A 13,119-nucleotide genomic window follows, 5' to 3' on the forward strand; every position below is an offset into this window, starting at 1 on the left:
TCAAGGACAAATGTTTAATGCTCATCTGCTTGTCAGCCAATACCAAGGTATGGCAAGTGAGTTTAAAAATTCGCTGATTTTGACTTTTACTAAGCTAGCTGACTCGATTTCAAAACCGGCGAATTTTCATCTTCAACCCTACAATCCCTGAACGTCAAGGGGTATCACCCTCCGGCATGGTCTTGGAAAGTCTTAGTCCAAAAAGCTAATATATAACCATTAAACCCAGGCTAACTAATTTCTATATTTAGTTCCCTATTAACGAATGAGGAGGCTTAATCATGTCCAGTGTCATCGAACGTTTTCTCAGATATGCGGCCATCGACACCCAATCCAATGAAGAGTCCCAAACCACCCCCAGCACCGGGAAGCAGCTGAACTTAGCCCGGCTTCTTGAACAAGAACTTAAAGAGCTTGGCTTGCAGGATGCGCGCATCCAGGAGGGCTATGTTTATGGAACCTTGCCTGCCAACTCTACCAAGGCGATCCCCGCCATCGGCTTTATCGCCCATATGGATACCAGTCCTGATTTTTCAGGGACCGATGTCAAAGCACAGTTAGTTGAGAATTATGACGGCCAGGACATCCTTCTTAACCCGGAACACAATCTGGTCCTCTCCCCTGCAGACTTCCCGGAATTGCTGGATTACATAGGAAAAACCCTGATCACTACTGATGGTACCACCCTCTTGGGAGCGGATGATAAGGCCGGCATCGCCGAGATCATGACAGCAATCGCCTATCTGACTGCACACCCGGAGATTGAGCATGGAACCATCTGTGTGGCCTTTACCCCTGATGAAGAGATCGGCCGGGGTGCCGACCAATTTGATGTGGCCGGTTTTGGAGCAGATTTTGCCTATACCGTGGACGGCGGGTCCATTGGCGAGCTGGAATACGAGAACTTCAATGCCGCCAAAGCTATCGTGAAAGTAAAAGGAAGAAATGTTCACCCCGGCAATGCCAAGAACAAAATGATTAATTCCATTCTTTTAGCCAATGAATATATCGTCAAACTCCCTCCTCAGGAAACACCAGCCACCACCGAGGGTTATGAGGGCTTTTATCATCTCAATGATATCCGGGGAGATGTGGAAGAAACCACCCTTTACTACATTATCCGGGATTTTGCTGAAGACTCTTTTGCCAAGCGTAAGGAGACCATGCTCAATTTAGCGGAAGAGTGCAACAAAAAATACGGATCGGGACATTTTCATGTCGAGATCACCGATCAATACAAAAACATGAAAGAAAAAATTCAGCCGGTGATGCATATTGTGGATAAAGCCCAAAAGGCCATGGAGACGGTGGGGGTTAAACCTCTGATCAAGCCCATCCGCGGGGGCACCGACGGCTCACGCTTATCCTTTATGGGCCTGCCCACCCCTAATCTATTCACCGGCGGGCATAATTACCACGGCCGCTATGAATTTATTCCCACCTTCGCCATGGAAAAATCCGTGGAAGTTATCCTCAAGATTATTGAACTCTATGCCGAAGAGCATTCGAATTAAAGGGCCCTTCTTACAATATAAAACCGCGTGAAATCATCGTTGATCTCACGCGGTTTTTTCAACTCATGGTTTTCTCAGGTTTTCCATTCACCTGATGAAAACTCTAAAAACACTTCTATATCTAAAAAGCACTTCTATATCTGTGGAAATAAGAGTTCGACGATTTGAATGAATTCTTCCAGCTTGCCGCAATCATTGACCAAATACACCGGAAGCCCGATAAAGCGAAAGGGTAAGTTCTTATGGACAAAATCATAAAGAGAGGGCACCTCGTGCGCGCTTCTCTGGCCTTTAAGCTGGTTTTCCAGAAGACCGTAGAGTTCCCGATAATGCACAGGGTTCAGATTGTGGGCTTGAATATACCCTTCCCGCTGCCGTGCATACACGGATTGAATATAGTCCTTCTGCTTATCGGTCCAGTAGGGGTGCGCCTTTAAGACAAAGGCGTTGGCCAGGGTTTCTTCAAGACAATCCTGAGTGCCCCAGGTCTGACTATAGATCTTTCTTTTATAAGCTGGGTAAAGACCCTCATTATTCCTTCCCACATCATCCAGCAAAATACAGTAGCGCTCAATGAGATAATGGAAAGACACATGAGTGAGAACAGAATCCAAAGCCAGGGTATGTGCCTCTCTTAAGGTCATCAAGGTCTGTCTGAGAATACTTAAGAGATACATCCCGAACATTTCCGCATAAAGATAGAGACCGAAATTCTCCGAATTAAAATGATAAGGCCGGTAGGTTCCCACCATATCAAAATTCTCACAGCGTCTTTCATTAAAGTAAAGCTCATACTCCCGCAAATTCAATTTGAGCTGATTGAAGGAACTTGAGTTATAGGAAATCGCTTTGCCTTTCGCCAGATATAAATCCAAGCCCTGGATGATCGGGTAGACTTCTTCTCTTACATACTCCCCCACTGTGCCACCTCATTTCTATGGGCAATTCGTGTTGCGAGCCTGTCTCCCTAAATCCATATGACTCACTCTTCCCTTTTAGCACCAGTGGTTAAGAAGTATGTTAAATATCGCCTCTTTTCGGGCATAAGAAAAAGCACCCCGGTGAGAGTGCTTGTATGTTATAATTAATTTTGCAACAGAAAGGGCTTGCAGAGCGGTCGGCATTCCTCCGAAGGGAGGTGATGCCATGGAAGTATATGAAGCTTTAACACTAATGATCTCCTTTGGAGCATTAGTTGCTTTATTACTTACCTCCGATAGACGGAAATAGACCGCCTCTGCTCAAGGAATGCCGGTCTATTTTCCGATTTCCAAAGCCGACCGCACTTCAAGCGGCTGTTGCTAGGGGTCATGTTAGCGCATGACTCCTCTTTAATTTTAGTATACCACATATTGAGCAAAAACATCACTATTTGCTGCTATTTTTCATCACTCAATGGTGCAGCCTAAGCTGGAGTGCCGGGCTCACCCGCTTTACGATCCTGAATCTTGGTGCCAAAGAAAATCAGGCACAAAACCAGGGTGGCCGCCCCAATGACATAGGGGGTATTCATGGATAATCCATAGATGCCTCCCCCTACCAGAGGGCCGGCAATTCGGCCTAGGCTGCCAAAGGATTGAAATACACCGAGCGAAGCTCCCTGCCCGGTATGACTGTTCTTGCTCACCAAACTGGAGCCGGTGGGGACCATAAAGGAATTTCCAATCATAAATACTACCGTTCCCAGAACCAACAGGATAGCATTAGGTGCCCAAAGCAGCCAGAGGAAGGCCACAGCGCAAAGAAGTGCTCCCACCTTGGCCGGTTTGGCATCCCCAAACCGCCTGACCACCTTGCCAATCAGCATTCCCTGAACGATCACACCAGTAATGCCGATAATCATAAAAACGATGCCCATCTCTTGAGGCCCGAATCCCACCCGCTCGGCTGCAAACAAGGTAAAGGTGCTTTCAAACATAGCCATCGTAAAGCTAAGGACGAAATTGAAGATAAACAGCGGGAATAAAGGATCCCGAATCACCCCGGGATGAAAGCGTACTTTTGGTTTAGATTCCAGGTTGGGTTCTTTGAGGGTTTCAGGCAGCAGCTTCCAGGCAAAAGGCAGGACGAGCAAAGCCAAAGTTCCTGCAAAGTAAAAGGGTAACGTAAAGCTATAATGTCCCAGGAAACCGCCTAAGGCCGGTCCGAAAACCATCCCCAATCCCATGGCGGCTCCGAGCATCCCCATACTCTTGGACCGGTCCGCTCCTTCCGTTATATCAGCCATATAAGCCATTGCGGTAGGCAAAGTGGCCGAAGAGACCACCCCCGACAGAGCTCGAAAAGCGATGAGAAGAGGCAGATTTCCAGCCATTCCATAGAGAAAAAAGGTAATGCCATAACCACTAAGTCCAATTAACAGAACAGGCCGTCTGCCGATGCGATCCGACAGCCTTCCCCAAAAGGGGGCAAAGAAGAACTGCATAATGGAATAAGCAGACATAAATAACCCCAGTGAGAAAGCCCCGCCGCCCAGTTCTTCTATCAAAAAAGGCAGGATGGGAATGACTATCCCGAAGCCCACCATAACCAGGAACTGGATAATGACCAAAATAACCATCGGCCGAAGATATTGCTTTTGCATGAGTACACTCCCATCATACTGCTGCTGAACCGCTAAGACCATTACCTTATATAGAGTTTTTGTTTCTGTTCAAATATCCATTGAATCATTATAATAGATGTTGAACTATAAATCACCTAACAGAATTAAAAATCACAGAAATTTCTTGGAAAGTTTCATGGAAAGGACAGATTATGAGTACTTATAAAACCAAAGGTGTTTGCGCAAGCCATATACATTTCGAGATAAAGGAAAACAAACTATACGATGTCGAATTCGTCAACGGATGTCCCGGCAACCTGCAGGCTTTAGCTGTGCTTCTGGAAGGAATGTCTGTAGACGACGTGGTGGAGCGTCTCAAAGGTATCCGCTGTGGCCATAAAGCCACATCCTGTGCCGATCAGCTTGTCAAAGCCCTGGAATCAAGCAAGTAAGAGAACCCCGCCCAGTCGTCAGAATATGACCGGGCGGGGTTTCTGCTTGCGAAAATAGTGAGCCAATGGCGCAAAATTTTTACCTTAAGGGACTGGAGCAGCGATCCACCAGATAGATTAAGGATTGGTAGCTGATGCCACTGTGAGCGGATAAGCCAATCTCGCAAGTCCGGCTGTTGGAATATCCTCCGGCGCAATTATCAGGTAGGGCTCCATTAAGCCCCGCCAATGCGGCATCGTTTAATTCCGGGTAAGTAAACCCTTTATCTCCGGCAAAACCGCAGCAATGAACATCATCGGGAATGATTACTTTCTCAGCACAAGCCTCGGCAAGGGCTTTGAACTTTTCGCTCAGACGCATTTTAACCGAGCTGCAGGTAACGTGAACGGCAATGGTTTCCCGTGCTTTCTTGATCTTTAAGCGATGGAGCAAAAAGTCATGGGTAAATTCTACGGATTCATGCAGCTCTATGCCTGATGTGAAGGCTCGTTTCATACGGTAAAGGCAGGGGCTGGTATCGCAAACGATGGGATATTTGCCATTCTCGCTGGCTTGGAGCAGAACTTTTTCCAATTCCGCGCTTTTTTCATCGGCAATATCAAAAAAACCTTTGCTCTCCCAAGGCATGCCACAGCAAAGCTTATCCAACCCCGGCGGAATAATCACTTCATAGCCTGCTTTGGCAAGCAAAGAGCACATCACTTCATTAAGAGGTCTTTGATCCTTGTCCTTACGGGCCGGTCCCATAGAGCGGCTGATGCAGCTGGGGAAATACACGACTTTCAGGACTTCACCCCCTTGAGCCGAGGCAAAGGGCGGCCGGGGCCTAACCTTGCCCTTGCCTTTGCTGGGCATCCATTCATTCCATAAGGGGATCTTGCTCTGGGAGACGTCCCGGGCTGTTCTGGCCATGCCGCCTAAGATGCGTGTGCCCAAAAAGCCATGGACTCCATCCACGGCACCTAAGCCAAAGCGCATGATGCCGGTTACCCCGTTCATATTCTTGGCCAGGGCCCTTGCCACCTTGCGGGTTGCCGGTGTAATAGCCCGAGAGCGTAAGTATTTGGTGTTATCCCCTGTATTGATGTTAAGAGGGCATGACGTGGCACATAACCCATCGGTAGCACAGGTGGCATTGCCGGCATAATCATAATCCCTGAGCAAGCGCATCAAGCGTTTTGGATCCCTGCCGGTTCGCTTCAAGTCGGAGATCTCCCGTTGCAGGATAATACGCATCCGGGGCGTGGTGGTGAGATGCTTGGACGGACAGATATCCTGGCAAAATCCACAGTTAGTGCAGCGATCAATGGTATCATGAGAAGCCGGCATGGCCTTCAAATTCTCCAGGTAAACATTCTTATTGTCATTAATAATCACACCGGGGTTTAAGAGATTATGGGGGTCAAAAGCCGATTTAATCCGTTTCATCAGCTCATAAGTCTTGCTTCCCCACTCCAGCTCCACAAAGGGGGCCATGTTGCGGCCTGTGCCATGCTCAGCCTTCAGGGAACCATTGTATTTCTTCACGACAAATTCATTGACCTCATTCATCAATCCCTCATAGCGAGCGATCTCTTCGTCACTGTCAAACTTAGGTGTGAAGATAAAATGCCAGTTGCCGTCCAGAGCATGGCCATAGATAATCGCATCGGTATAGCCGAATTTATTGAGACTATCCCGCAGATCGGCAGTCGCTTCGGCTAAGCGCTCCAAAGGAAAGGCCACATCTTCGATCAGAACCGCCGTACCCTGGGCACGCACACCTCCTACGGCGGGGAAGATATCTTTACGAATCTTCCAATAGGTTTCATATTCTGATTTCACTGAAGTAAAGCTGATCGGGAAGATGGTCGGTATATCTTCCAGGACAGCGGTGGCGTTTTTAATCCGCTGCTCCAGTTCCTCAGGATTGGCTCCCCGGACTTCGACTAAAAGTGCTGTTGCCGTATCGGAAAGACTCTTCAGATAATCCGGCATTCCGGGAGCATCTTCCACAGAGCGCAGAGAAGGCCTATCCATCATCTCAGCCGCCGCTACCAAATCCCGATCCAGTTTCATCACGGCACGGCAGGCATGATCCATATCCGGATACATAATCAAGGCTGAAGCTTTATGGTCATAGTCCACAACGGTCTTGTAAGTAATTTCAGAGATAAAACCCAAGGTCCCTTCCGAACCAATCAGAATATGTTTAATGATCTCGATGGGATCCTGAAAATCAACAAAAGCATTAATACTGTAACCCGTGGTATTTTTAATCTTATATTTCTTTTTAATCATGGCCACCAGATCAGGATCGGCATTAAGCTCGTCACGTATCTCTTCGATCTGTCGGATAAGCTCTCCCTTGCGTTCCCTGAAATATTGCCGCGAGGAGGAATCCCCTGTATCCAACACCGTTCCATCATCGAAGATAATCCGCATTTCATCCACGGTCTTGTAGCTGTTATCCGAGGTGCCGCAGCACATACCGCTGGCATTATTGGCAGCGATGCCGCCGATCATGCAGTGATCGATAGATGCAGGATCCGGGCCGATCTTGCGTTTATAGGAGCGAAGATAGCGATTGGCCTCCACGCCGAGAATCCCCGGCTCCAAGCTGATCTTTTTGCCATGGTCATGAATTTTATAGTGCCGCCAAGAGCCTTGCAGCACTAACAGCACAGAATCCGTAAGGGCTTGTCCGGAAAGGCTGGTGCCTGCTGTGCGGAAAGTGACCGGTATTTTCGTCCGCTGCGATAAACGCAGAATCTCCCCCATCTCTGCATCATTGAGAACCCGAATCACAATTTTGGGAATGAGGCGGTAAAAGCTCGCGTCAATTCCATAACCTAAAGTATAGAGAGGATCGATAAAAATCCGCTGATAAGGTACGAATTGAGATACCTCCCGGTAAAAATCCTGATATTCTTGAGGAAGCTCTTTCAGATCCTCTTCCTTCTGTTTCAGATTGCGGGGATCACTGGGGTTGACATAGTAATTCAGGGGGCGTGTTCCGCTTTGCCAATGGGTCATGACTTCACGTCCTTTCTTACAGTTAGGTTAGTGTTTACAGAATTTTGGTCTGAGATTCTATTTCAGCTTAGTTTATTTAATTTCGTTAGGTTTAATCATTCTCCTTTTAATAAAATTGCCTTTTTAGATTTTTCCTAAATAAAACGACAAAATTACAGGATAATTGGCATTCCTAGCGAAATGTATTAAGAATATTTACAATTTTTATAATACAAGGGGCTTATTAAACACTTTCTTCAGCAAAATATACAGAATTGGAGGTTTGTCTTTTGTTTTTGTGGAAAACCCTGAAACATCACAGCATCGCAGCAATAGGGCTGCTTTATTTCATCAGTAGATTAGTTTATACAGACATTCAATGGGTTATCCCATCCCCTTATTTCCTTTTTCTTCATACTCTTCTCGAGTTCTTCAGCATTATTGTATCCTTTACTATCGCCTTGCAATGCTTGGCTTCCTACCCCTATACTAAATCGGACCGCAAGTACCTTCTTGGTATCATCTTTATGTCGGTGGGCCTCTATGATTTAATGCATGTCTTAACTTATAAAGGCATGTTTCTCAACTCCACAGGAGCAAGGTCTACCTATTTCTGGTTAATTGCCCGGCTGACCGAGGCAATTGGTCTTTTGATTTACATATTAAATCGGGCTCCTAAAAAAAGAGTTTCCAGGGTTCTTGGCTCTGTCTGTTTAACGATTATTTTGATTGTCATTATGAAATGGGGAGCTTCTTTACCTGCTATGCTGACTCCCGACGGCGGGTTAACTCCTCTCAAAATAGCTGTTGAATATTTTGTGTGCAGTTTGAATTTTGCAGCACTTTTCATATTAATTTACAAATCTCACAGCGAAGAGGTGCCGAAGCGCTCCAACCTTTCGAATGCCTTGCTTTTGCTCCTCATTAGCGAATTATTTTTCACAATATACAATAATATCTACGATATAGATAATGTGGCAGGGCATATCTTCAAATTCCTGGGATATATCTTTATCCTCAAAAACATACTGATTAAAAACTTACACGAACCATTCAAAAAAATCGCATCAGGTTTTCAATATTTTAATACAGTCTTTCAGTTTGCACCGGTTGGTCTCTCTATTATCAGAATATCGGATAATCAATTTTTAGAAATAAATCATTGCTTTACTAATTACCTGGGGCTTTTAGGCGAAGATGTGATCGGCAAAACTCCTCTCGAAGTAGGGTTCAATGCAACAGACTGGACAAAAATCCTCGACTATGCCAAAAACAACAAACCTCACTTGGGAGCAACGTCCCTTGGCAATTTAGAAATCTCTCTGGAGAGGGAAGGAAGTGGCATTGCGGCGATTTCTGCCGAAACCATCCAGCTGGGCCATGAGGAATGCATCTTAATGTCACTCACGGATATTAAGGAGTTAAAAAGCTTGCATACGGAGATGGTCCGGCTGGACCGCCTTAACCTGGTAGGTCAGATGGCTGCCGGTATCGCCCACGAAATCAGGAATCCCATGACCACAGTCCGGGGATATCTTCAGCTCATGGGGGAAAAAACTCAGGATATGGGGCAAAAATCAACCCTCCACTTCATGATAGAAGAGTTGGATCGGGCCAACACGATCATCAAAGAATTTCTTACCCTGGCCAAAAGCCATAAACCCAATTACCAAATCTTTAACCTCAATACATTGCTGCAAAACCTGCATCCCCTGATTGAGGCCGATTCTTTCACCCAAAACAAACAAATCCGTTTTACCCCCGGAGATATCCCCGATATCGAGATCAGCCCCAAAGACATTACCCAGATGGTCTTAAATATATGCAGAAATGGCCTTGAAGCGATGTCTGAAGGGGGATGCCTGACGATCCAAACTTATAAAAAAAACCATACCGTGGTTTTAGCTATTAAAGATGAGGGCCATGGCATACCCAAAGAATTATTGGAAAAACTAGGCACCCCGTTTTTTACCACAAAGGAAAGCGGAACAGGCTTAGGGCTATCCATATGTTATAAAATAGCGAAATCCCATAACGCCAGGATCGATGTCCTTTCCAGCCCTGAGGGCACCCAATTTCTGATTAGTTTTCCTTTGCAGTCCATACTCATCTCTTCCGATTAGTATAGCGAGGCCAAGTCCTAAAGATGACGAAGCGCAGCAATCTGCCACTGCTGCGCTTCCTTGTGTCTTTTATTGAGTTATCTCAAGGCTTTCTCAAGTATCTCATTTAACCGGCTGACCATGCTCCGGGGATCCACGATGATTCCCGCTGCAATCTGGGCATTGGCAAAAAGCTGCTCAGCGGCCAGAGGAGCAAAGGAATCCTCCTGCTTTCTTAAATCGTTGAGACGCTGGATCAGAACATGCTTGGGATTGATCTCCAGAATTCCGGCCGGAACGTCCTGCAGGTCCCTGTTCATCAGCTGCATCATCCGCTGCATGCTGTGGGTACCATAATGACTGAGGATGATGGCCGGACTGTCCACCAAGCGCTTGGATTCACGGACTTCCGTCACTTTCTCCCCCAGCACTTCCTTAAGCCAGTCATTAAATTCTTTAAGCTCCTCTTCTGATAAAAGCTTTTCCTCTGCCGAGGCCCCATCCTCATCAGCGAGGTTAAGATCCCCATGATCGGCGGACAGCAAACGCTTGCCGTCATATTCCCTGATCATATCGAAGACATAGTCGTCGATGCCATCATAGGTATAGATGACTTCATAGTCTTTGTTTTTAAAGACCTCTAAATAAGGACCCTCCTCGATAATCTGCCGGGTCGGACCGTTGATAAAGTAGATCGCTTCTTGTCCTTCCTTCATCCGGCCCACATAATCCCCTAAGGATATCAGCTCCCCTTCTCCCGTCTTCGAGGACTCAAAGCGCAGCAGCTTCAGGATCTCCTGACGATGGGTAAAGTCGTTGGCAGCCCCTTCCTTAAGGAAAATACTGAACTCATTCCAGAATTCCTTAAAGATCTCCGGTTCGTTCTTCGCTTGATCATCCAGGAATTTCAGGAAGCGGCTGGTCACCACCTTATTCAGTTTGGCGATCAAGGCGCTGTCCTGCATGGTTTCACGGGAAATGTTCAAGGGAAGTTCTTCACTGTCCACCACGCCCCGGGCAAAACGCAGCCACTCCGGCACAATGTCCTTGGCTTTTTCCTGAATGAGGACTTTTTTGCAATAGAGGTTGACCCCGGCCTCCATCCGTCCAAAGCCGAACTTTTCCATATTGGATTTAGGAACGAACAGCAATGCATTGAGGTTAATGGGAGCATCCGAGGAAAAATGCATGCGCATTAAGGGCTCGTCATAGGCATTGGCGATATACTTATAAAACTCTTTGTACTCCTCTTCAGAGATCTCATTCTTATTCTTCGTCCATAAGGCTTGAACTGTATTGATCTTTTCCTCACCGACATAGACGGGATAAGGCACAAAGCTGGAGTACTGCTTAATAATGCGCTTCACGGTATCGGCCTGGGCAAAGGAATGAGCATCTTCTTTCAGGTGAAGGGTGATGCTGGTTCCCCGGGGCAGATCCATTGCTTCAGAAATACTGTAACTGCCTCTTCCGTCGGATTCCCAACGATAGCCCTGGGCATCAGGTTCATAGGAGCGGCTGGTAAGGGACACCTTATCCGCCACCATGAAAGCCGAATAGAAACCGACCCCAAACTGACCAATCAGATTGACATCTTTCTTATCCCCCGCTTCCGCCAAACGCTGCACGAAAGCTTTGGAGCCGGAATGGGCGATGGTCCCTATATTCTCAATTAAATCCTCCTTGGTCATGCCAATACCGGCATCGGCAATGGTTAAGGTCTTGGCGTTTTCATCGGGAGTAATGCGAATTTCCAGGGGAAGCTCTTGATCCTTGACATTTTGTCCGGATAATTGCATATACCTTACTTTTTCTGAAGCATCGGCAGCATTGGAAATCAATTCACGCAGAAAAATCTCCCGATCCGTATAAAGGGAATTAATGACAATATCGAGCAGCTGCCTGATCTCTGTCTGGAACTCTTTTGTTTCAATCTGACTCATTGTTTTAAACCCTCCATATTAATCCAATAGTATACAATAAATATTTTAATCAAATTTGGTCAGAGGTCAAGCCTTTACAGACAACAGCTTTGGAAAATCAGTATCCTATGACACCGTACCAGCTATTGGCAAGAAAGTTTGCCTTCACTATGCTAAAATAAAGGAAGTCTCACACCATGACTATTACATACCATTGGGAGGAACCATCCATGATCTATTTACCTATCGTGAACAGCGCCCTCGCCGCCCTTACCGTCTTCATACTTATCTTCCTTTTGAGTCAGTTTTTCAAATTCCAACGGGAGAACTCTACTCACGCTCTACATACCAAACTTCAGTCCTTGGAAAACCAAATAACCCAATTAGAAAAAAACCTGGAACGCCAGGAACGCCTTTGGCAAGGGGAGTTTGCCCGCAACCGGGAAGAGAATAATACCAACTCCCGGCAAGGGCGTGAGGAAATGAGTCACGCCTTAAAACGCTTCAGCGACTCCCAGCTCACCCAAATGTCGGAAATCGCCACTCTCCAGCGCAGTCAACTGGATATATTCTCTAAGCAGCTCAACAATCTCTCTCAAACCAATGAGCAGAAGCTGGAACAGCTGCGCCAAACGGTTGAGGAACGGCTGCGGCTTATTCAGCAGGATAATGCCCAAAAGCTGGAGCTGATGCGGGTTACCGTGGATGAAAAGCTGACCAGTACCTTGGAACAGCGACTTGGTGAGTCCTTCAAAATGGTGAGCGACCGGCTTGAACAAGTCCACAAAGGCTTGGGCGAAATGCAGACCTTGGCTTCCGGTGTCGGGGACCTGAAAAAAGTCCTCACCAATGTCAAAACCCGGGGAACCTGGGGCGAGATCCAGCTGGGCAATCTCCTGGAACAGCTCCTGACCCCTGATCAATATTCGATCAATATTGCCACTAAAGCCGGGAGCAAGGACCGTGTGGAATTCGCCATCAATATTCCGGCTAAAGACGGACATGACCGCCTGGTCTATCTCCCCATCGATGCCAAATTTCCTCTGGAGGATTACCATCGCTTATTGGATGCCCAGGAACAAAGCAATCTTCCCCGGATCGCCGAAGCGGAGAAAGCCCTCGAATACCGCATCAAAACGGAAGCCAAATCCATTCATGAAAAATACGTGGACCCTCCCAACACTACGGATTTTGCTATCCTGTTCCTGCCTGTTGAAGGCCTTTATGCGGAGATTCTCCGCCGCCCCGGGCTCTGTGAATTGCTGCAAAGAGAGTATAAAGTGGTTATCGCCGGTCCCACCACCTTAGCCGCTCTGCTTAACAGCCTGCAAATGGGCTTTCGAACCCTGGCCATCGAAAAGCGCTCCAGTGAGGTTTGGAATCTCCTGAGTGCAGTCAAGACGGAGTTCGGCAAGTTCACGGAGATTTTGGAAAAGACCCAGAAAAAGCTCCAGGAAGCCAGCAACACCATCGAGACCGCCACCCGGAAATCCCGGTCCATCGGCCGGAAGCTTAAAGAGGTGCAGACTCTGCCTGTGGAGGAGAGCGCGGCCTTGCTGGCCGCCGGAGAAGAGGAGTAGGTCAAAACA

At 47.0% G+C, this 13,119-nt stretch carries 9 protein-coding genes; 5 read left to right on the forward strand and 4 right to left on the reverse strand.

Annotation, left to right across the window (positions count from 1 at the left end; all coding sequences use genetic code 11):
* Positions 1-281: 281 nt before the first annotated feature.
* Positions 282-1,514, forward strand: a complete 1,233-nt coding sequence (pepT, locus tag DHAF_RS16105) for a peptidase T (RefSeq protein ID WP_015944480.1) — start codon at positions 282-284, stop codon at positions 1,512-1,514.
* Between the two features lie 134 nt (positions 1,515-1,648).
* On the opposite strand, the gene DHAF_RS16110 is transcribed toward pepT, so the two are convergent.
* Positions 1,649-2,434, reverse strand: coding sequence for a hypothetical protein (locus tag DHAF_RS16110; protein ID WP_011460035.1), 786 nt, complete (start codon positions 2,432-2,434; stop codon positions 1,649-1,651).
* Positions 2,435-2,660: 226 nt separating this feature from the next.
* Here DHAF_RS16110 and DHAF_RS26795 point away from each other — a divergent pair, with 226 nt between their 5' ends.
* Entirely contained in the window at positions 2,661-2,744 is an 84-nt protein-coding gene (locus tag DHAF_RS26795) for a putative holin-like toxin (protein WP_369405948.1), read from the forward strand.
* Between the two features lie 175 nt (positions 2,745-2,919).
* Here the strand turns inward: DHAF_RS26795 and DHAF_RS16115 are convergent, their stop codons facing one another.
* Positions 2,920-4,098, reverse strand: coding sequence for an MFS transporter (locus DHAF_RS16115; protein ID WP_015944481.1), 1,179 nt, complete (start codon positions 4,096-4,098; stop codon positions 2,920-2,922).
* Between the two features lie 173 nt (positions 4,099-4,271).
* Here DHAF_RS16115 and DHAF_RS16120 point away from each other — a divergent pair, with 173 nt between their 5' ends.
* Entirely contained in the window at positions 4,272-4,511 is a 240-nt protein-coding gene (locus tag DHAF_RS16120) for a TIGR03905 family TSCPD domain-containing protein (protein ID WP_015944482.1), read from the forward strand.
* A 79-nt stretch (positions 4,512-4,590) separates the two neighbouring features.
* On the opposite strand, the gene DHAF_RS16125 is transcribed toward DHAF_RS16120, so the two are convergent.
* Positions 4,591-7,527, reverse strand: coding sequence for an FAD-binding and (Fe-S)-binding domain-containing protein (locus tag DHAF_RS16125; protein WP_015944483.1), 2,937 nt, complete (start codon positions 7,525-7,527; stop codon positions 4,591-4,593).
* 269 nt (positions 7,528-7,796) lie between these two features.
* Here DHAF_RS16125 and DHAF_RS16130 point away from each other — a divergent pair, with 269 nt between their 5' ends.
* On the forward strand, positions 7,797-9,629 hold the full coding sequence (locus tag DHAF_RS16130) for an MASE3 domain-containing protein (RefSeq protein WP_015944484.1): 1,833 nt from the start codon (positions 7,797-7,799) through the stop codon (positions 9,627-9,629).
* 77 nt (positions 9,630-9,706) lie between these two features.
* Here DHAF_RS16130 and htpG read toward each other — a convergent pair whose 3' ends face one another.
* Entirely contained in the window at positions 9,707-11,551 is a 1,845-nt protein-coding gene (gene htpG, locus DHAF_RS16135; protein WP_015944485.1) for a molecular chaperone HtpG, read from the reverse strand.
* 209 nt (positions 11,552-11,760) lie between these two features.
* Here htpG and DHAF_RS16140 point away from each other — a divergent pair, with 209 nt between their 5' ends.
* The gene (locus DHAF_RS16140; RefSeq protein WP_015944486.1) at positions 11,761-13,110 is read left to right on the forward strand and encodes a DNA recombination protein RmuC; all 1,350 of its coding nucleotides are present in this window, start codon (positions 11,761-11,763) and stop codon (positions 13,108-13,110) included.
* Positions 13,111-13,119 lie beyond the last annotated feature (9 nt).

It is taken from the genome of Desulfitobacterium hafniense DCB-2 (genome assembly GCF_000021925.1).
Classification (GTDB): domain Bacteria; phylum Bacillota; class Desulfitobacteriia; order Desulfitobacteriales; family Desulfitobacteriaceae; genus Desulfitobacterium; species Desulfitobacterium hafniense.

What these genes read in the sequence shown, in the direction of transcription:
- pepT (WP_015944480.1), top strand. Translation starts at nt 282, where the DNA reads ATGTCCAGTGTCATCGAACGTTTTCTCAGATATGCGGCCATCGACACC.
- DHAF_RS26795 (WP_369405948.1), top strand. Translation starts at nt 2,661, where the DNA reads ATGGAAGTATATGAAGCTTTAACACTAATGATCTCCTTTGGAGCATTA.
- DHAF_RS16115 (WP_015944481.1), bottom strand. Translation starts at nt 4,098, where the DNA reads ATGCAAAAGCAATATCTTCGGCCGATGGTTATTTTGGTCATTATCCAG.
- DHAF_RS16120 (WP_015944482.1), top strand. Translation starts at nt 4,272, where the DNA reads ATGAGTACTTATAAAACCAAAGGTGTTTGCGCAAGCCATATACATTTC.
- DHAF_RS16125 (WP_015944483.1), bottom strand. Translation starts at nt 7,527, where the DNA reads ATGACCCATTGGCAAAGCGGAACACGCCCCCTGAATTACTATGTCAAC.
- htpG (WP_015944485.1), bottom strand. Translation starts at nt 11,551, where the DNA reads ATGAGTCAGATTGAAACAAAAGAGTTCCAGACAGAGATCAGGCAGCTG.
- DHAF_RS16140 (WP_015944486.1), top strand. Translation starts at nt 11,761, where the DNA reads ATGATCTATTTACCTATCGTGAACAGCGCCCTCGCCGCCCTTACCGTC.